The sequence below is a fragment of the Ruminococcus sp. RTP21484sp1_RTP21281st1_A8_RTP21281_210402 genome (assembly GCF_040914025.1).
GTDB lineage: Bacteria > Bacillota > Clostridia > Lachnospirales > Lachnospiraceae > Blautia_A > Blautia_A faecis.
The window spans coordinates 62498-83845 of sequence record NZ_JBCPGE010000005.1 but is presented as its reverse complement, the minus strand read 5'-3'; the positions used below and the strand labels follow the sequence as shown (position 1 = coordinate 83845).

The following is a 21348-nucleotide window of genomic DNA, read 5'->3' as shown; positions in this document are numbered from 1 at the left end:
GTACATCTTATGTTATGTCAGAGAAAAGTCATGTATCAATAGTGAGGATATGAAGTATATGGAAAAGCAGCGTAATGACTTAGCCGTGTTACAGAAGAATGGTTTAATCCATCTGATCGGCAAGTCTGAAAATAGAATACCAGAACCAAAATTTAAAGGTGGTACTGTACCATGGTTTGACGACACAAAATTACTGAAAACCAACCGAGCAGGAAAATCAGCCAGAGGTTACGAAGTAATCAGTAAATAACCGGATTCAGGCAGTGGATACAAAAAGCTGCTGCCTGATCCACCAAAAGATAAGGAGAATATGAGTATGGGATATTACGTTTTAGACGAAATTGAAAAAGGCGATTACAAATTTTCATTAGATACATTCCTGGGTGATCCAGCTGCAAATATTTGTTGCTGGGTGTACTACAAAGGTAAGCCGTTAAATATTGAGGGTACAAACGACCAGGTTCATAAAGTATTCCCACAAGATCATGGTAGCGTAAACAGGAGTCACTTGTATAACTTTATCAATAAATTTATCAAAGACGAAGCATACAGAAATCAGTATGTGGTAAAAGGACGAACCAGATAATTTTCTTAGAATAAATTAGAAGCAAAATGAGAAGTAACAAGTGAACAGAAGTAAGGCAGTAGAAAATTGGCCGTCAATGATAAAAAGGAGAAAACGGATATGAGTAATAAATTAGTGAAGAAAAGCAACCTTGGAGACCTTAGTTATAGTGATCTGGGACTGGATGTTAGCTTCCAGATCCTTGAAGCACCTTATCTTGAAGACGGCACAAAGATGCTTTTTAAGATTGATGATGTTGAAAATTTCTGTGCATATAACTTAAATGATTTTGCAGATTTTGGCAGCATTTTACTATTGAGACAAAATGACACATTCTTCTTTGCGTGTATTGATAAAGCAAAGAATGACATTGCTTATATCAATGAAAAGACGCATCCTCAAATGTACAAGGAAATTGGAGATATTGTATTTGAAATGGCAATGGACACATATGGACATTATTTCTCTGGAATTGTTGTTCTGGTAGAAGTTGAACCAAATACATATAAAATGATTGAGAAATAGAAGGAGAGCTAAGATATGCAGAGTATTGAAGAGAAAATTTATGAGGTGTTTTGGGACAAGAATATTGCCAGAATGATTAATAGGGCTGATCTTTTTTCTTTCTTGAAACAGTATGTTAATCCCGGGCTTTTAACCAGATCCAGCAAATCTGAGCTTGTACACGATCTGAAGGAATATATGACTACTGCTAATCTGGAATTTATTGCAGAACGAATGGAGAGTTTTGGCTTACCAATGGTGGACACTGTGAGCGTATTAGACACAACATCTTATGCGGTGAAGAAACTTGTAGACAATGATACATTGCGTATTGTTGGAACCTTTAAAGGTGGAAATCAGCGTATTCCATACAAATTATGCAGTGTCCTGGATATTCTGGATATTTCCCATGCCGGACTTTTGGAGAAGAAACAGCAGCCTGTTTTACCAGCAACAGACGAGAATATTGCCAGTGCCCTATACACTATAAATAAATCTGCAAAAGTGTCCAGAGATACAAAGAACCGTAGTTATTATAACAGGAAATTTCAGTGTTGCGGAGCTGCTAAGACAAGAATGCTCAATTTATATCATCTGAAGGATGCTGTGCTGAAAAAACTTCAGGAAGAAGACCGGGTGGAATATCTTGGAGTCAATCGACAGGTATTTGATTATGGACCAGACAGTTTCCTGCGTTTGTATCGTATTGGTGATTTTACATTTCATATTCCGTGCCAAAAGGATGAAGTAAACGAGTTGGAAATTTTAGATGAAGAAATTGACGGTGAAATCAGTGCTGAGAAGACAAGAAATGTAGATATAAATTTTAGACAGGCAATGTTGCTGTTGGAAAATTACAGTGGAGTAAAAGCAGCAGGTACATACAATAAGAAACCTGAGTTTTATTAGAATGACTTTCTGTACAAATAAGAAGTATTACACGGCGGTAGACCTACCACAATCTACCGCCAGGAAGGAGAGTGTGCATGAAACCACCAAAAGAATACCTGAAGAATCTGAAGCACCATACGATCACAGAAAAGATGTTATCCGATTGCATTTATAGCATAAATAACAGAGCACTCAACAGTCGTGATAACGAATACAAGTATACACATTACATCCCTAATACATACGGCAACGCCAATAAGTACCACAAAAAGAAACTGGAATACTACCAGATGAAGAAAGTCCTGTTATCAATCCTGGAACCAGCTCATATCCAAAAGGGTGAAGTTCTGCAGCGAAAGCGTACATATGACTATGAGGAAGGTTACGAAGATATATTAAAATCTGGAAACTACGTCAACAACAGTGGCTTCTACGATCCAGACAGAAAGGAACACGTTGAGTTCGTGGTGCAGATGATTCCAGAGACAGTCTATTATTTGACATACACACTAAGTAACCGGACATTTCGTGTACCACTGGAAGAATCTGAGATTAAACAGTATCCAGATTTAGAAGTAGTAGATGTAGGACGGATAACGCCAGTATACGGAGATATTACCGCAGATATGTTATCGGTTCAGTTTGTGGAGAAGATTCTGCTGCTGATAAAGAACAGAAACTACACGCTGATTTTTGAGAATAACACAGAGCAGGAAACAGAAGTAAAAGATGAACTGGCAGCAGAACCGGTTAGTGTTGAATGAAACGGCGGCCATGCTGGAAGAATAATTAAGAATGAGAGGAAAACAAACATGTATAAAGGACCAAAGACAACAATGTATATTGTACGTTCACTGAATATGGTGAACTGGCTGTGTAGCCATGGCTTCAAAATTTTAAAAGTGGAAGATTCTGAGAAAGATGAAAAATTGAAGGTGTTCTTTTTTGAAGAATCTCCGGCCTTACATCACACAATGATGATGTACCGAAAGGAAGTGTGATTGTATGGCAAACGGCAAAGCAGCAATTAGTCAGTATTTCTCAAACCTTATTGGAGAAGCGCTAAAACAGTATGATTGCTTTTATATAGATAAGTATGAAAGGCTGGATAAACAGAATATTTCTACAGAACATATAGATTCAGCTTTTCTTATATAAAGCAATTTAGAACGTTCTTTCCGGTGGTTTCAGATAATCCAATCACCGGAAGGAATTCTAAGAATAAATCAACAGTTAAATAAGAAGTAACATATGGAGGAAGATAAGAATGAAATCAAAATATTTTAAATCATTGGAGGAAATAATTCATGAACACAGAAGAAAGAACAATTACAATCGTAGACGATATCATGGGATCTGGCAAAAGCACCTGGGCGATCAATTACATTAATGACAATCCGGACAGGAAGTTCCTTTGTATTGTACCGCTCCTGTCAGAATGCGAGAGATTCAAGGATGGCACAGACATTGATATTGTTGATCCGGAGAAATGGGGTTCCAAATGGAAACATTTCAGATGGCTTGTAGAGAATGAAAAGAATATTGTCACAACGCATTCGCTCATTCAGAAGATGGACCTGGATATGCTGGAACTGCTGAAGAGTAAGGACTATGTTCTGATGATTGATGAATGCCTGGATGTACTTGATACCTATAAGATAACCAAGGATGATATGAAGATTATTTTTGAGCAGAAGCTTGTCTCTCTGGATGATAAGGGCTTTCTAATCTGGAATGATGACAAGAAGTATAAAGGTGTATTCGGAGACATCAAGCGCTTGTGCAGTTTCAAGTCACTTATGGGATTTAAGAAAGAAGACAGCGAAGAACTAGCAAGAATCATCATGTGGAATTTTCCAGTAGACTTCTTTAAGTGCTTTGAAGAGAGCTACATCTTTACATATCTGTGGGAAGGTAGCATTCAGAAGTCATACTTTGATATTCACGGCATTCATTACGAGAAGTATATGCTGGACTATGACAGAAAGTTGATTAAGCATAATAAAGAACTGGAATATGAGAAGCGTAGAAAAGTGGTTGATCTGATAAACATTTATGAGGGCAAATTTAACAAAATTGGTATGAAGATTGGAAAGACTAATCCTCTATCAAAGAACTGGTACGAAAGTAAGAGGAAAAGCAATCTGTTTATGCTGGAACAGTTAAAGGCAAATACAGAGAATTTCTTCAGAACAGTTTCTAAGACCAATTCAGAAGATAATATGTATACCGTGTTCAAGTCATATACCAAATATATTAAAGGTAAAGGGTATTCGAAAGGTTTTGTCCCATGTAATGCCAGAGGAACGAATGAGTTCAAGGACAAGAAAGCGCTGGCATATCTGGTAAACTTTTTTATGTCACCGGAGATTAGACAATTTGTTAATCATTATGATCTTATCTTTGATGAAGATATGTGTTCCTTATCAGCATTGTTACAATGGATGTGGAGAAGTCAGATTCGTAATGGTAAACCGATTGATATTTATATTCCAAGTGAGCGTATGAGAGAGCTATTAAATAATTGGATTCAAAATTGTTATGTCACTGAAAAGGCAGCATAAAATAAAAATGTGCAAAATGAGCATCAAAAACTGCACATTTTGATTTTTAAACCCTTTATTTTACTGGGATTCCGAGCCTCTTTTGTAAAGAATAAAGATGGAAAAATAATATATAGATAGAATATTCAAAAACATCAAAAATGTTAATATTGTTATAATTACATGATGAATCAACAAACAATCAATTTCGAACGAACCAGCTGTGAAGCGTTAGCGAACAGATGGTGAAGTGATGACAAGCATCTTTAGATGCGCGGCAGTAATCTGGTGGAACACCAGGCAAGTAAGATAAAAATCACTTAACTTATCTGTCGTTCCGACAGGGGCTGACGCATTCACTTCGCTAAAGCTACGTTCATTTGTCATCACTTCACAATTTTTCGCTAACGCTTCAAAATTGTTCGTTCTAATCAGATAATGTAATAATATTTATCGTTTGTGAGAAGAAAGATATATATAACACAATATGATCTGGATTGGTTGCCTGGTTCAAAAGGGTTCTCTGAAATGTAGATACCTACACCAGGTATACAAGATTAACTGTTGCAAGGAGTAACGAAACGTGACACCCATACATGTTGATTGCTTTGATAAGGGAGTCAATTCAGTGGACACCCATGTATTAATCTTCCAGGACGGATCAGGCGGTAGCAGCTGTTTCTATAGCAATGACTATTTTGCATGAAATCGAGGGTAAAACGGATGATGATTTTCCAGATTGACAATTTAGCATTGCTTGATATCTGGGTGAAATTATCTCTATATAGATGGAGATATGTGCTTACTGAGAGAGTAAGATTTTTGAGCTGTTGACAGAATCATGTTGGACTTTACTGTGCAATTTTCGCTGTGAGATTTTGCAGAATAAATGAAAAACTGAATAAGAAGAATTGTATGTAACTGGATGAATGATCTTTACTAGGAAATTCCCAGTGAAAAATAAACCACAAAAATTTAAGATCAAAGGAGAGTAACATTATGGCAAACAAAAACTTACAAGGAACAATCGAGTATTACATCAAGGGGCAGTACGGACTTATTAAAGGTGAAGACGGTAAAGAGTATTGCTTCGGTAGAAAGGCGGTAACTGCAAGAGCGAAACTTTTCAATGGTGATGTTGTGAGATTCACAGTAGATCAAAAGCACCATATTCTTGCTTCAAAGGTTACATCTTACGTAGCTGTAAGATCAAAAATCAGGAAAGCATTGGCAAACAAAGGATATAGCTTCCAGAGTGAAAAAGGCGGTAAGTGGAGCATCATTGTAAAGAATGGTGATCGGAAGATGGTTCTGGAAGAATACGGACATATGACTTTACCAGAAGTTGCAGAATGGGTGAAAAGTGCTAAGAAACTTACTACGGAGGATATTGATAAGATGTTTGTAAAGAATGATATGAAGAGCAATGTAAATAAAGAGAAGAGCAATGTGAAGAATGATGACTGTAAGATTGGTGGACACGTTGTACCGGATAATATGGCAAAGAATTTTGGTGCTGTTGAGGTAGATGGTGCTGTAGATGTGCCAGATCATACTTGGGATGAAGAGGCAGAAATGGAGAAGGACACAGATAGATTCCATGTCCTTGCTTGATGATTGACTAACCTTTTATTTGCTACATCAGCTTTTGGTATTGCTCGTCAATATGCTCTGAACTGATTTCTGGATCATCCTGTTCCAAAGTAGCATTCAGGCAGAGTTGATTGTATACAGCAATAGCTTTAAGCTGATCGGCAGGAAGGTTAAGTGCTTCTTCATCTGCGATTTCAATGAATCTCATATTTAGTTTTCCTCATCCATTATTTTGTGTTGATGCTTACACATATTATACGAATGAGACTCGTTGAAATCACACGAAAATTGAAAAAAGTTCGAATTTTTTTGAAAATAAATCATTTTTTTAATGAGAAGTGGTTTATAAGGATAGGACGAATAAGAGATAGAGCAGTAGTGTTGGTTACAATTCCGGTATCTACAAGATCCTCTAATTCAGGAATCATTTCTGTAAGGGCTTTGTAGTTTTGGAGAGTTTGAACAGTAAATCCCATTTCCGCTGCCAAGTCGGATTGGGATTTTGCCAAAACCGAATTATTCGGCTTTGCCTCTTGGTATTGATTTCCATGATCACCACCGTGTTCGATTCCATAAATCCGTTCCAGTTCTTTAATTCTTAGACCAACTTTTTTAGCACTACCACCTATATCTCCACGCTGGCGGATGTTGGTTTCGATTACTATTTATAAGGAGAAAATTTATATGAAAGAAAATGATAATAATTCACTTGCAGAAACATTGGTAAATTACGAAATGCTCATTGAAATGATTCCTGAGTTGGGAGAAGTTGTCTATACAGGTATGGTAACGTTGGATGCAGCAAAAGCGGTATTCCAGGAGTTATCAGAGGTAAACCAAATTGATTTTGTGGAATCTTTGGACTGTGTGAAGCGGATGTTGCAACAACGTGATAGTAGAATCAAAGAGATGGAGAATGATATAGCTGCAAAGACTGTTGTGGAAACTCCGGCTGATTATATTCCATTGCAGAAAGCTAACAGAGACATGGAACGTCAGAATGAATTTTTAGAAGCAAGGATCAGAAAATTGGATAAGGAAAACGGACAGTTGAAACGTCAGCTTGCAGAGCTTCAGAGAAAGCAAGATCCAGAACAGGAACGTTTGAAGAAGATCCATGAGGCTGTGCAGCTGTTCAGTGTAAAGACAGAAATCTATCTGAAGGACATGGACAAATATGCTTGGTTACTAGATGATTTGCAGAATATTCCGGAAGAGGATTTTAAAGAATATGTTAGATCAATTAAGGTTGTAAAGAGTTGGGCGGTTAGCATGGACCAGAAAGTTGACGGATTGATGGACAAAGTTGGGTGATCTGTGCCGGTGACACTCCGGGAGGATGAAATTTTTCCTCTTAGGGGTGTTTTGACCGGATTTTTCTAAAAATTGGCAAAATTCTCAAAATGGCAAATCGTAGAATGCAGGAAAAATAAGGGTTTTTCGGGGGGCGATTTTCCAATAAAACTAATATTTTATGGTGATGGTTTTGAGGAAAACTTATAGGTGCATATCGGGGATTTTTGTGCGGTAAGAAGCCCAGAGGAAAATGTCCCCTGGGCTATTGCTTTATCTTTAGACCGAATGCTTACTTGATATTCTAATCGTCTTGGATCACAGATAATATATAGGAAATCCTGCTGCCAAATATCTTCCGGTAATGGGGAACGAAAAAAGTATTACGCTGGCAGCAGGTTTTGACGTTAAAAGTTTTTGGACAGGCGAAAACATCAAGAATTATATGGGATTTAGATATATTGAATATCATTTGCATATAGAGGGAATTACTCTTTTGGGTAAAAAGATTAACGGTTAAGTAATTTTTTGAGTGGATAAATGCTGATATTTACTGTGTTTTCAGCGCTGGAACAATTTCTGCGTATAGGGGAAAATTAATATTTGGACATTATGAAATTTTGACAGGCGAAAAACGCAGTATTTTCAAGGCAGTACGGATTTTGAATATCGTCTGGTATATAGAGGGAATAAAAATGGTATTGAGTAAGAATGCAAAATTGGCGAATAAGCAAAAATCGACCTTTGATAAAGTCAATAAAAATAAGGTTTTTTCAAAGGTGCAACAATTACCACGTATAGAAGAGATTACCAAAATGAGTAAAAAACGGAGTCATTAGCAAATTTTAATGTCCAACAAACCCAGTAAACATAAGGCATTGTGAAATTAGAATAAATTCCACTTATAGGGGGAAATATCAAAACCTAGCATTATGGTGCAACAAGAACTTTTGGACAAATCATTGATTTTGCCAACGAATATAAGTGTTTACCGAAGGCCTAATAACTTCCCATATATGGAGAGAACGAAAATGTGATTCTTGCTTACTGCATTCGGCACTTTTTGACACGTGGCAACACCATATAAAATAAGGAATTGTAACACATTAAACAATTTCTCTACTATGGAAGGGATTACCAAAATAAGTAATCTGTAAGAAAACTAAATATTGAAAAGCTATTAAGAGCGTGCCGGTGATCTGGTGCGTTCTTTTATTATGCGAAAAATTATATTAACGAAAGGAGCAACATAATTATGAAGTTATTTGAAATTGTAAAAAAGTACCTCGAAACTAACGGTATTTCTATTCGTTATTTTTCTGACTGCATTGGTGTGAGTCCGAATGTAGGCGGTAAATGGCTACGTGGAGATATTAAGAAACTCCCGGCTGAGAAGATGGAAAAAATATATGCCTTCCTGAATGAAGAATACCATACAACGGTTGATGAAATGAAACTAACAGATAAGGAGAACAAGTAACATGAACAACAATTTTGAAATTAATGACTGGGTGAAAATCACCATGAAGAACAAATCAGTAATCTGCGGTCAGATTGCAGCATTTGGAAAAAAGCTTGTAGAAGGTGAAGAGCATGATTTCTACCAGGTACGTGTATTGGATGATCGTGAGACTACAGTATTTGATGTGCAGATGCAAGCTATTGAAAAGATGTACACGAATGTGGAATTGCAGGACTGGGTTATAGAAATTGCTGCTAAATATGGAATATATGTAGGTGATAATTTGGATCTGAGAAGAAAATTAGCAAATAGCGTGATTGGACTTGCCGGACACTGGGCTGAACTTTCTGAAGATGAGAAAAAAATATTCGGCTATTTTGCGGCTAATCCATCAATGGTTATGGCAATTATGGGAATGGCTAATACATATATGTCTTGCTATATGAGTACACAGGCTGATTTTATAGAATATGTAGAAAAACAAGCCGAAAAAGATAAAGCTGAACAGGACAAGGGTATAGCTGGTTTTATGGAAAAATACTATCCAAAAAGTGATAATTCCCCTTTGTCTGGGTATGGATTATCTGGTTATGGAGGAGAAACATCATGGCAACGTATAAATCACTAGAATCTCTGAAAGCTGCAATCCTTAAAGAAGTCCGTTCCGCTGTAGATGCAGCCGCGCAGGAATCCAAGAATGTTCTTCAGAAGAATGTGGATGAATTTTACTCTATTCCGGAAGGGCGTTATCACAGAATTGGAATGCTTCAGGCAGCGCCACAACTTGACTCTGTGTTTGAGACTAAGAATGGAGCTATGGCGCAGATTTCTATTAATACTGGTACACAGTACGATCCTGCTGGAAGAGACACGGAGACAATCTATGGTTATGCTGAGGCTGATGGTCTGATTGGTAAGGGATATTTCTGGGAAAGAAGCAAGGAAGAAATTCCGAAGATACTTGAAGAAGAAATTGAGAAGAGATTAGGGTAAGGAGTTTAAAATTCTATTATATTAGAAGACATTATTTCTATTTTAGGTTAATCTAAAAAATTCGTAGCTATTTTATATCATGTGGGAAGGTTCTCTTCCAACAAAAAATCAAAAAATAAATTTAGATCCTGGGACGCCGGGATTTAACTAAAATGAAAGGTAATTGGTAAATTCTAGAATAAAGTGATTACGTAATCCCCATAAGGTAATGGGAATTGAATAATAATAAATTATGTGAAAATAAAAAATGGGAGCTTGTAAATTTTTGTGAATTTGATAAGTATGCAGAAAAATCATATTGTGCTATTCATAATGTAGATTCATCAAAAAATCTTGGAGATATAACTAAAGTTGATGAAGAGAATTTATCTCCATTCAATATGATTTGTGGTGGAAGCCCTTGCCAGGATTTTAGTGTAGCTGGTAAACAAAAAGGATCTATATGGACTTGTAAGGATTGTAGTCATGAATATAATCCACTAACTGTCCATTGGTCCGAGCGTGATAAATGTCCTCATTGTGGAAGTACAAATCTTGAAAAAACTCGCTCATCACTTCTTGTGGAATATCTAAGAGTTATTCGATCAAACAAACCCAATTTTGGTATTTATGAAAATGTAAAAAACATTGTTGGTAAACAATTTAAAGAAACAACATTTAAGTTATTTACTGATGAATTAGAAGAATATGGTTATAACGTATACTGGAAAGTGCTCAACGCAAAGCATTATGGAATCCCTCAGAATAGAGAAAGAGTATATCTTATTTTTATTAAGAAAGAACTGGATAATGGGGAGTTTAAATTTCCAGTGCCATTTGACAATGGTACACGTTTAAAAGATATTCTCGAAAATAAAGTAGATGAAAAGTATTATATTTCAGAGGAAAAGGTTAAGAAATTTATAAAGAATATTCATACATACGAATCTAATACTTCTAATGAGCAGCATTTTATTGGAAATATAAATCGTCCAGATTTAGGAACAGGATATGCTGGTGGTGTATGGGACAAAAATAATATAAGTCATACATTAACAACAATGCAAGGTGGAGGTAGACAACCGCATATAATGACAGGAATTGTATCTAACTGTGGTGAAAAATTTGAAAAAGAAATTGATGTTGCAAACACATTACTTGCAAGAGATTATAAAGGTTTTGGAAATCAAGGTATGAATGCAGTTGTTGAAATTCCACAGGCAACTAAAAAAGGGTATATAGAATGCGAAGTAGGTGGTGTTGCAGATTTATCTTATCCGGATTCGAAAACAAGAAGAGGTAGAGTACAAGAGTGTGGAAATATATCACCTACAATTACTGCGACAGAAACTGGCGTATGTAAGATTGAATACGATGATAAAATTATTTGTGCAAGTCGAGGAAGAAATCCAGAAAATCCATCAGATTGCACTCCTGGAGCACCGACTGAACAGAGATTGGAATTTAACCATAATGGTTGTAAAAATACATTGACTTCTGTACAAAAAGACAATTATGTTTTTGAAACTAATAATATTAGAATTAGAAAATTAACACCAAGAGAATGTTTTAGGCTTATGGGATTTTCTGATAATGCGTTTAATACAGCAGAAGAGGTGGTTAGTAACACTCAGTTATATAAACAGGCAGGAAACTCTATTGTGGTAGATGTTTTATATTATATTTTTATTGAATTATATAAAGTTATGCCATATTTGTTTGATGATTTGAGATTAAGCAGTTTCTTTTCCGGCATTGGAGCTTTTGAATGTGCATTAGATAGATTGTATGAAAGTATTAATAAAATTGAGAAGAGACTTGGATAAGATGAAAATTGCAATTATTGACGCTGATCTGATTGGAAGATCAAAGCATAGATTTCCGAACCTGGAAATGAAGCTACTGCAAGGTATCTGGCTGAGTTTGAAAAGAGATATCCGCAGATAGCAGAAAAATATTTCGATATAAAATGGAATAAATAAAAAATATAAAAAATACTCAAATAAATATATCTATAAACACATCAAAAAGCCATATATTATCGGCAAAATTCATACATTTATTTAAAAAATAAATATATATAAAAATATAATAATACTCATTTATTTATATTTATTATCTTATAAAACCCAATGATTTTATAACAAAATAGCATAAATATATATTTATATATCTTTTATTATTATGAAAAATATAAATATATTTACAATAAACAGAATAAAGGAGGATGCAAAAGATGAGTGATTTTGTAATGCAAATTGGAGCTGACCTGGATTTATCTAAAGTCCAGGAACAGCTTGATTCTATAAAAAAACAAAAAGTAACTCTTGATATTGATATTAAAGGTAATGATGATGCACACAATCTGGCAAAGAGCATTGAAAAAGGATTGAAAGCCACAAAAATTGATACATCAGGATTGAGTAAACAGTTAGCAGACGCATTTAATATTACGGACAAATCGGTAGTGAATAAGATTAAGAGCCAGATTAACAGCGTAATGTCTGAGCTTGGAAAAACATGGAACGGTAAGGAGTTCAATTTACAGGGTGGCAAGGGCAAAGCTTTTATATCTGGGCTGAGTGATCTTGCGAATAGTGTTTCTCAGAATGCCAATATTATTCAGGGAAAAATGGGGATTTATGATCAGTTCTACAGCTATTTCAAAGACAAGAAGATATATGTATCAGATGATTTGAAGAAAGCATTGAGCGGTGATGATTATAAGGAATTATTGAACAATAATATAGGTCACATTGTCAGGGATGCAAGCAAGGGCGTAAGCATTGATTCTATCTGGGGCGAAATGACAAGCATGTTCCCGGAACATTTTGCGGATAATATTACCAACCAGGCGGACCAGATTAAAAGAGCCTTTGAAGTATTAACGCAAGCACGACAGGATATGGTACAGACGATATCTGCACAGGACATGACACCGGAACAGTTTTCTGGTATTAAAGCAGACGCATTCGATGAAGTTATATCTATGGCTAATCAAATGAGGGAAAGACTTCAGCAGAATATTGAGACTGCTTCAGAAGGTGTGAAGAATACATACGATCTTGATGTGGATATTAATACAGAGAAAATTGTATCTGATATCCGGAATGCTATTCTGTCTGCTACCTCTGGTGCTGAAGATGCAGTTCAGATTAATGTGAAGATCAATGATGAAGAGTTGCTATCACAGATGAGGTCTGCAATCAGTCAATTAGCAACTGGGGACGAGCCAGTACAGGTAGACATTCAAGTAAATAAGCAGAGTTTGGAAGCTGATCTGGAAGTTGCACTGAAAGATGTAGAGTTACCTATTAAGTTCAAGATTGATTCAGAACAGATGGCAGCTGATATCCAGGCGGCTGTTAATCAGATCACAGACGTTGAAATCAACTTGAGGGTTAATACGGATAGTCTGCGAAGCTCTGTTGAGGGTGCTGTGAACAATGGTGGAAGTAATGTCCCGACGGTTGATACATCTGGAATGAGCGAATTACAGAATATTCTTAATGGTCTTAATAACGCAGGTGTCCAGGGACAGAGTGTGTTCCAGAGTTTTGGCAATACACTGAAAGACGCTTTTAGCACATTTACCGCAGCAAATTTGTTGACTGATGCTATTTATAAAGTTGGTGACGCTGCCAGAGATGCAGTGAGTACGGTCAAAGAATTGGACGATGCCACAATAGCTTTGCAGCTTGCCACGGGAGCTAATTATAATACAGTTCATGGTATGATGAATGATTATAATGCACTGGCAAAAGAGTTGGGATCACTTACTACACAAGTTAGTGAGGGTGCAGATGCCTGGTTGAGACAGGGAAAAAGCATTGAGGAAGTAAATAACCTTGTAAAATCATCAATGGTTCTTTCTAAAGTCGGTGATATGTCCTCTGAAGATGCAACCAAGTATCTTACCGCAAGTTTGAATGGATATAAATTACAGGCTGATGCAGCTGAGTCGGTAGTTGATAAGATTTCGTCAGTTGACCTCGTTTCGGCTACAGATTCAGCCGGTCTAGCTGAAGCAATGTCTCGTGTTGCTGTTACTGCGGATCAAGCCGGAATCTCTATGGACCGTCTATTGAGTTATGTGGCAACTATCGGTGAAGTCACACAGCAAAGTATGTCTACTGTGGGAACTGCTATGAAGTCTATTCTAACTCGTATGACTAATATAAAAGCCGGGAAGTTGGAACTGGTAGACGAGGACGGAACTACTGAGAAGCTGTCTGATGTTGAAGCTACACTTGCAAACGTGGGAATTAATCTTAGAAAAACAATGACGGAGTATAACAGTGCTTCAGACGTATTAGATGCACTTGCTTCCAAGTGGGATACATTGAATCAGGCACAGCAAAACGCCATTGCGATTTCTTTTAGTGGCCAACGCATGCAGAATCAATTTAGAGTCCTCATGGAGAATTATGACCGTGTACAGAAGTACACAGACGTTGCTGCAAATTCAGAAGGCAGTGGTGAGCAAAAGTTTGATCTCTACTTGGAAGGACTTGAAGCAAAAACCAATTCCTTAAAGGCTTCCCTGGAATCATTATCTTCCAGTGTGATTTCTCGTGACCTATATGCTGGATTCTTGGATGGATCAAAAGCAGTTGTAGACTTCACGGAGAAAACAGGACTTCTCAAAGGAGCATTGGCAGGACTTGGAACAGCTGGTGCGACCTATGCTCTTAGTCAGTTAGTAAGTATGGCTACCGGTGCAACAAAAGAATTTTCCAATTTGTCAAATGCTCTGAAGATGGTTAAAGCAGCGGAGTCCACAGGAACATTTGACACTTCTAATATGGCAAGTCTAATTAATCTCACGAAAGGTCTTTCAAAATCTCAGACCAAACTTGTATTATCCAGTACAGCATTATCAGATGCACAGAGAGTAGCAGTGCTGATGGGGCAAGGCATGACTGAAGCACAGGCGAGTGCTGCGGTTGCTTCTATGGGATTAGCAAGTGCTGAAACGACTGCTACCGGAGCAACAGTTTCATTGAGTTCTGCGCTTTCTGGGTTAATGTCAACGTTGTTAGCAAATCCTCTGATCTTAATTGCTGCAAGTGTAACAGCTGCCGTATCCGCTTTTTCCGCATACAAAAGATCAATTGAAGAAGCAGTGGACAAAGCGCAAGAAGCTGGAAACGCTTGGGAGGATAATAATACCTCATTGCAGAGCAACATTGATAAGATTACGGAATTACGCACAGCATTGGATAATGGCACACTGACTGAAGAGGAAGCTTATCAGGCGAAATCTGATCTGTTGGAAATCCAGGATTCCTTAACAGAGAGCTACGGTAATCAGGCACAGGGCATAGATTTAGTGAATGGTTCATTGGATCAGCAGATTTCCAAACTGAAGGAGTTATCTACTGAAGAATCCAAACGTTTCCTGAATGAGAATAAAAAGGGTATTGATGAAGCTGAAAAGCAGATGGAGAAGAATAGACATACATTCTTAGGACAGTATTTTGACGATGGAACCAGTCAAGCTACAGCAATAAATGCAGCTGTAAAGAAATTGCAAGATAAATACGGTGCCGAGGTTTTTGACCTGCAAAAGGGTTTTGATGATATGGGTACTGTAAATATTCAGTTCAATGCTGATGCAAGTACCGCTAGCGAAGCTTTAAATGATTTTATGAATGAGATGAATACGATTCAGGAACAGTATGGTGAAAATGATGTTTTGAACGGGTTATTATCTAATGCTTCAAGTGGTTTAGAATCAGCAAATGAGGTGTTGACAGAATATCAGGACTTATACAACCAGGCGAAACAAGCTGAGTTATTTTCCGATAAACAACAATACTCTGGGAAGACTGCGTTGGAATGGTTAAATAAATACGAAGGCGCTATAAATAAATACAATGATGCAATATCAAATGGAAATGCAGACGAGATTGCAGATGCAAAGCAATATTATGATGATATCAACAAGAGTGTTCAGGTTCTTATGAACACAGATGCCTCTAAGTATTCCTCACAATTTAAGGAGATTGGAGATCAGCTAAACACGGCTGCCATAAAAGCCAATGAGTTCAACCAGGCTTTATCCGGTGAGGGTGAAAATGGATTCCAGAAACATTTACAATCTGTAGCTGAAGAGATCAAGAAGTTAAATATGGATGATTCAGACTTTAAGGCTGCTGTTGGTTCAGGTGATGTGGATTCCATTAATTATCTTGTAGAAGCTGCTAAAAATGCAGGAATCATTACTGGAAAATCTGCTAGTGAGATTCAACCTTTAATTACGGCATTGGGAAATCTGGGTTATATCAGCAATATGTCCGCAGATGGATTGGACAATGTAGCTGATAGTGCAAGCAATGTGGATATGTCCTTCTCTGATCTTGCGAAAGAGGACAGTTCAAGCTTATTGCAAGAAATCAGTGCTGTACAAGGGGCATTAGATTCTCAGGCTATTGGCGTATCAGTCAGCTATGATGATTTTAACTCTGACGCTCTGGCTGATTATAGATCGGCTTTGGAATTCGTTAATGGAAGTTTGGTACTTAGCGAAGAGAATGTTAAAAAATTAACAAAAGCAAAAGTGGAAGAACAGGTTGCTACCAATAACACAGCAAAAGCACAGAAACAGCAAGAATACTTAGAAAATGCCAAGCAGATTGAAGCTTTGCGCCAGAAACTCATTGACAATACAGACGCAACAGGTAAGAGCGCAGAGAGCATTCAGGAACAGATTGACGGATTACTTGCAAGCAATGATGCAATTGTGGAGCAGTGCGGACAACTTGATTTATTAAATTCTTCATTGATGGAGTCCATAGGAATTTATCAGCAGTGGAAAGACGCACAGAATGCTTCTGAATCAGGTAATATGTTTGACGATGCAATTACGGCATCTAAACAGATAGATGATGTTTTGAATAACACAGATTCAGATATCTATGGAAGAGTTGGACGTAAAGATTATCAAGCTTCTTTGGATTTTCTTATTCCTGATACGGTCGATAGCACAGATGAAAATGCAATCAATTCCTACTTGAGCAGTATTGACAATCTGTTTACTCACAATGAAAATGGGGAAAGAGCTGGACTTAATATAGAAGAGTTTTGTCAGCAAGCAATGAATAAAGGTCTTATGGTACTTGATGAAGCAGGTGAAAACTACCAGGTAGCAGGTGGCAAGACTATGGAAGATTTTGCTGAAGGAATGAACTTATCTATGCCTATGGTTCAAGCAATGTTCGGTGAGATGCAGGAATTTGGAGCAAATTTTGACTGGTCGGACGAGGGTATTCAATCCATGGGTGATATTGCCATGGCTGCTACAGAAGCTTCAGAAGCATTACGAAGTGTAGCTGGGAATGAAGACCTAAAAATCAATCTTGATGTATCTGATCTGGAAACGACAGAAGAAAAATGTTCTGCATTGGATGATACTATATCAGAGATGAACAGTGTTAAAGCAAAGGTCGGTGTAGATTCATCAGAAGTCGATCAGGCAAATACCATAATTCAGTATTGTGTAGCTCAGAAACAAGAGTTGGAAGCACCAGCTGTAATGAATGTTGATGTAAGCCAGGTTTCCGGTAAGATTGGAGAAGCTGTTGGATTACTTCAAGAGTTCCAGACAGCGCAGAACACATTGCAGATGCAGGAGACACTTGGAATGGACACGTCAGAAGCCCAGGCAAATGTGGAAGCTGTAGCGGATAAGATTAAAGGGCTTGATACAAATGTAAAAGCTACATTGTCTATAGATGATTCTTCGATAGATACAATCCAGGACAGCATTAGTAATAAGCTTACAAATGAAGTCATGGTAAAGGCTGGAATTGATGATTCTGCTATTATTGGATTCCAAGAAACCAAACATGATGCAAAAGGTGAAGTTGATTGGGATAACGATACGACAAAAGTTGATGCTTACGCCGCTGCTCAAAAGAAAAGTGACGGTACGGTGTTGTGGAGTAATGATATTTCACAGGTAAAAACTCAATTTCAGGCTGTAGGACACATTAATTGGGGAAACACTTCTGCTCCTACTAATGGAGCTAATAGCGTGAATGGGACAGCTCACGTATCTGGAACTGCTAAAGTTACAGGTGATTGGGGCAATAAGCGTCCTGGAACTACTCTTGTGGGCGAATTAGGTCGTGAAATGTGCGTAAATCCTCATACCGGAAAATGGTATACAGTTGGAGATAACGGAGCCGAATTTGTGAATATTCCACAAGGAGCAATTGTATTTAATCATGTACAGACTGAAGAACTTTTGAGTAACGGTTTCACAGCTTCAAGAGCAGTCGCATTAGCGTCCGGTACAAGTCCTGATATATCCGGTAAAGCTTTTGTATCTGGAAATGCCATGGTAACAGGTGGAATCAGTGTGAAACAGGCTCAGAAGTCAGTTATATCTGGTGGTAATACAGCCAAGGCTACCAATGCTACAAATGCAGATACCAAGGCTACTCAAAGCCATACCAAAGCAACAAATGATTCCACAAAAGCCACCAAGAAATCTAAGAAAACTCTTGATTGGGTAGCTGAACGGCTTAAAACATGGGAGAAGAAAGTTAAGAAATTCTCCGACCAGGTTACAGACTTTATTTCTTCAGCATTCAAGACTTCATTGTTGAAGAAGCAAATGAAAACCATGAGCAAAGAAATCTCTTCCAATAGCAAAGGTGAGCTTGCTTATATGAAAAAGGCTAACTCTGTAGCCAAGAACTACACATATTATGATAGTGATGGCGACGAGATAAATGTATCTATTCCAAAGAAGTATCAGAGATTGGTGCAATCTGGTGCTTACCGTGTTGAGGACATGGACACTTCAACAGACGAAGGAAAAGCTTTAGCAGAAGCAATTGAGCAGTATCAATCATGGTATGAAAAAGCTCAAGATTGCAAGCAAGCTGTAGTGGATTTACGAAATGAACAACAAAAGCTTTTTGAACAGTGGGCGAATATGCCAACTGAAGCAGCCGAGAAAAAGATTGATAGATTGACTACAGGATATAACGGTATAAATGCAGTATCTTCCAGGCTTACAGCTGCAACAAAAGGTGGTTCAACTCAAGCAGCTCTTGCTGAGACAATGAAATCTGATCTGACAGATGCCGAGAATCAGAAGAAAGCGGATAATAAAACATTAAAGGCTGCAAAAACGGCTAATAAGAAAGCGTCTACAGCAAAGAAGAAAGCAAATAATAAAGTGAAATCCACTGCAAAATCCTTATTGAAAACAAATCTTACTGATGAACAGAAGAAACAGGTTCAAGCTGGTAAGAAAATTGATTCTACTGGTATGTCAGGTTCCCAGAAGAAAAAAGCTGACGCTTATAATAAGGCTGTGACAAACAAGACCAAAGCGAATAAGAAAGCCACATCTGCAAAATCTAAATTATCTACGGCGAAATCTAACTACAATTCATCCAATTCTACATATAAATCCATGAAGTCTAATGTGAATACAGCGCTTAATGCTTATGATTCCGGTAATTCTCTTTCTTACATGAATGGTCTGGTTGACGAACAAGTATCTGGGAAGAAATCAGAACAGGAAGCAAGGAAGAAAGCAGTGGAACAGGCGAATGCTAATGTTACGACAGCAAAGAATCAGAAAACTGCAGCTGATAAGAAATTAGCTAATCTACAGAAAAAGTATAAAAATAGTAAGACACTGACAGCAGCACAGAAAAAGAAAATGGCAGCTGGTAAGGCGATTGATACAACTGGAATCACGGACACGAAACAGTTGAAGATTCTGAATGCCTACAATAATGCTCTTGCTGATTCCAAGAAAAAAGCAGAGAATGTAACGATTGCTACAGATGCATTAGCTACAGCAAATGAGAATCTAATGACCGCAGAAGTAGAATCTGCACAGGCTACCGTTGAAGCGATTTCTACGAAGTTTGATAATGCTAAGACCTACTATGAAGCACTTTTATCATATCAGGAACAATTGAGCAATGCACATGAAAAGAACATTGACCTTACAAAAGCTCACGGAGATTACGAAAAATCTTCTGACTATGATACAAAAATCAGTGATAAACAGGCAGAGAGAGCTATTAAACAGAATGAAGTTAATGAACTGACGAAGCAGTTAAATGATGGCGTTGCCGCAGGAACCATTGTTGAAAATTCTCAGGAATGGTTGGACATGACTACGCAGATCAAAGAAGCCGAAAATGCTGTGGCAGATTACGATAATACCATTGAGGAATTGAAGCAACAACAGATTGGTGTCTACTACGAGGAACAGTTTGAAAGAGCTGCGGAAAAGGTTGATAGATTCCGTGATAAATTAGATGGTCTGAAAGCATTGATATCTGACGATATGAAGATTGATAAGAACACAGGACTTCTTACAGAATCAGGTGCGTTGGCAATTACATTGGATGTTGATGATATCAATGCTTCCACAGAAAATCTGAAAACCTATATAAAGGAAAGACAGCAGATTATCAACGATTACAACGCTGGGAAGTTTGGTGAAGATGAATATAACCAGAAGTTGAAAGATATTGATGAAAATATCAAGAGCACCACTGCAAATATATATTCTTCCAGAAATTCCATTTTGGAGCTGGTGAAATCCCAGTCCCAGGCAGAATTGGATGTATTAAACAAGGTCATTGATAAGAGGAAAGAAGCTTTGTCAGCTAAGAAAAGCTATTATGACTATGACAAAACACTGAAGAACAAAACCAAGGATATTGAGGTGTTGGAAAGACAAATTGCAGCGTTGGAAGGATCCACTAGTGCTGAAGACAAAGCAAGAAAAGCAAAACTGCAAGAACAGCTGCAATCCGCAAAAGATGATCTGAATGATACAATCACAGATCATGCTTATAGTATGCAGACAGACGCACTTGACAAGTTGTCTACTGATATGAGTGAAGATCTGGATAAATGGATTAATACTATAAGCTCTAATATGGAAGAAATGACTACAGCTATTAATGATGCTGTGAAGAATGCAGGACTATCCACAGCCGGAACAATCAATGCTATTTCTTCAATATTAAGACATTACGGATTATCAGATAGTGAGATTTCACAGTCTGGCTTAAGTGATATTAAAGGTTATGCTTCCGGTACTGACTATGTTCCAAAATCTGGAATGTACAGAGTGAATGAGAAGGGTATGGAGTCTGTCTTTTCAAAGCAATACGGTACGCTCACTTTTCTGAGCCAGGGAGACAAAGTGTTTACAGCAGACTTCACGAAACAATTGTTAGATAACTCAACTATTGCTACACAAAAAAACATGCCTGATTATGCTGGAATGGCAAAAGCTATAGAAAAGAATATCCAAAATATTCAAAATCTAAGTGGGAACACTTATGTAAATAACTTCTATATTGATGGTGCGCAAGATACAGATTCTATTTTGAAAGAAATTGACAAACACTTGGACAAGAAAATCCAGGCACATGACAAGAAACAGGTAAGAGATTTCAGAAGTTTGCATTGAAGTGAAATGCTTCATGAGTGATTTTTGAATGATGTAATTTTTTTAGAATTATAATAAAGAG

General features: G+C 37.3%; 16 protein-coding genes. 15 read left to right on the top strand and 1 reads right to left on the bottom strand.

Annotated elements, in window-relative coordinates; all coding sequences use genetic code 11:
* Positions 1–58 precede the first annotated feature (58 nt).
* The 9 genes from AB5170_RS03595 to AB5170_RS03555 all read left to right on the top strand — a co-directional run bounded on the left by AB5170_RS03595 (position 59) and on the right by AB5170_RS03555 (position 6117).
* Positions 59–250 (top strand): hypothetical protein, encoded by a 192-nt coding sequence (locus AB5170_RS03595; RefSeq protein ID WP_148462951.1) that lies wholly within the window; start codon positions 59–61, stop codon positions 248–250.
* Between the two features lie 66 nt (positions 251–316).
* A complete protein-coding gene (locus AB5170_RS03590; protein ID WP_148462952.1) occupies positions 317–586 on the top strand; it encodes a hypothetical protein in 270 nt (89 codons plus the stop codon).
* Between the two features lie 99 nt (positions 587–685).
* Complete coding sequence (locus AB5170_RS03585; protein WP_148462953.1) at positions 686–1090, top strand: hypothetical protein; 405 nt, start codon at positions 686–688, stop codon at positions 1088–1090.
* Positions 1091–1105: 15 nt separating this feature from the next.
* The gene (locus AB5170_RS03580; RefSeq protein WP_148462954.1) at positions 1106–1978 is read left to right on the top strand and encodes a YkyB family protein; all 873 of its coding nucleotides are present in this window, start codon (positions 1106–1108) and stop codon (positions 1976–1978) included.
* A gap of 77 nt (positions 1979–2055) precedes the next feature.
* Entirely contained in the window at positions 2056–2724 is a 669-nt protein-coding gene (locus AB5170_RS03575) for a hypothetical protein (RefSeq protein ID WP_148462955.1), read from the top strand.
* Between the two features lie 48 nt (positions 2725–2772).
* Positions 2773–2961, top strand: coding sequence for a DUF5659 domain-containing protein (locus AB5170_RS03570; protein ID WP_148462956.1), 189 nt, complete (start codon positions 2773–2775; stop codon positions 2959–2961).
* A 4-nt stretch (positions 2962–2965) separates the two neighbouring features.
* Complete coding sequence (locus tag AB5170_RS03565; RefSeq protein ID WP_173769084.1) at positions 2966–3118, top strand: hypothetical protein; 153 nt, start codon at positions 2966–2968, stop codon at positions 3116–3118.
* Between the two features lie 149 nt (positions 3119–3267).
* On the top strand, positions 3268–4524 hold the full coding sequence (locus AB5170_RS03560; RefSeq protein ID WP_148462957.1) for a DEAD/DEAH box helicase family protein: 1257 nt from the start codon (positions 3268–3270) through the stop codon (positions 4522–4524).
* Between the two features lie 978 nt (positions 4525–5502).
* Positions 5503–6117: a hypothetical protein gene (locus AB5170_RS03555; RefSeq protein WP_173769085.1), complete on the top strand. Its 615-nt coding sequence runs from the start codon at positions 5503–5505 to the stop codon at positions 6115–6117.
* Between the two features lie 22 nt (positions 6118–6139).
* Here AB5170_RS03555 and AB5170_RS03550 read toward each other — a convergent pair whose 3' ends face one another.
* Entirely contained in the window at positions 6140–6304 is a 165-nt protein-coding gene (locus AB5170_RS03550; RefSeq protein ID WP_173769086.1) for a hypothetical protein, read from the bottom strand.
* 476 nt (positions 6305–6780) lie between these two features.
* Here AB5170_RS03550 and AB5170_RS03545 point away from each other — a divergent pair, with 476 nt between their 5' ends.
* From AB5170_RS03545 to AB5170_RS03520, 6 genes are all read left to right on the top strand, one after another.
* A complete protein-coding gene (locus tag AB5170_RS03545; RefSeq protein WP_173769087.1) occupies positions 6781–7410 on the top strand; it encodes a hypothetical protein in 630 nt (209 codons plus the stop codon).
* 1234 nt (positions 7411–8644) lie between these two features.
* The gene (locus AB5170_RS03540) at positions 8645–8869 is read left to right on the top strand and encodes a helix-turn-helix transcriptional regulator (RefSeq protein WP_148462963.1); all 225 of its coding nucleotides are present in this window, start codon (positions 8645–8647) and stop codon (positions 8867–8869) included.
* Position 8870: 1 nt separating this feature from the next.
* Positions 8871–9479 (top strand): hypothetical protein, encoded by a 609-nt coding sequence (locus tag AB5170_RS03535; RefSeq protein WP_148462964.1) that lies wholly within the window; start codon positions 8871–8873, stop codon positions 9477–9479.
* Positions 9458–9844, top strand: a complete 387-nt coding sequence (locus tag AB5170_RS03530) for a hypothetical protein (protein ID WP_148462965.1) — start codon at positions 9458–9460, stop codon at positions 9842–9844. Before AB5170_RS03535 ends, AB5170_RS03530 begins: the two co-directional genes overlap by 22 nt.
* Before the next feature lie 215 nt (positions 9845–10059).
* Positions 10060–11649, top strand: coding sequence for a DNA (cytosine-5-)-methyltransferase (gene dcm / locus AB5170_RS03525; protein ID WP_148462966.1), 1590 nt, complete (start codon positions 10060–10062; stop codon positions 11647–11649).
* A gap of 410 nt (positions 11650–12059) precedes the next feature.
* The gene (locus tag AB5170_RS03520) at positions 12060–21287 is read left to right on the top strand and encodes a phage tail tape measure protein (protein ID WP_173769088.1); all 9228 of its coding nucleotides are present in this window, start codon (positions 12060–12062) and stop codon (positions 21285–21287) included.
* The last annotated feature ends 61 nt before the right edge of the window (positions 21288–21348 follow it).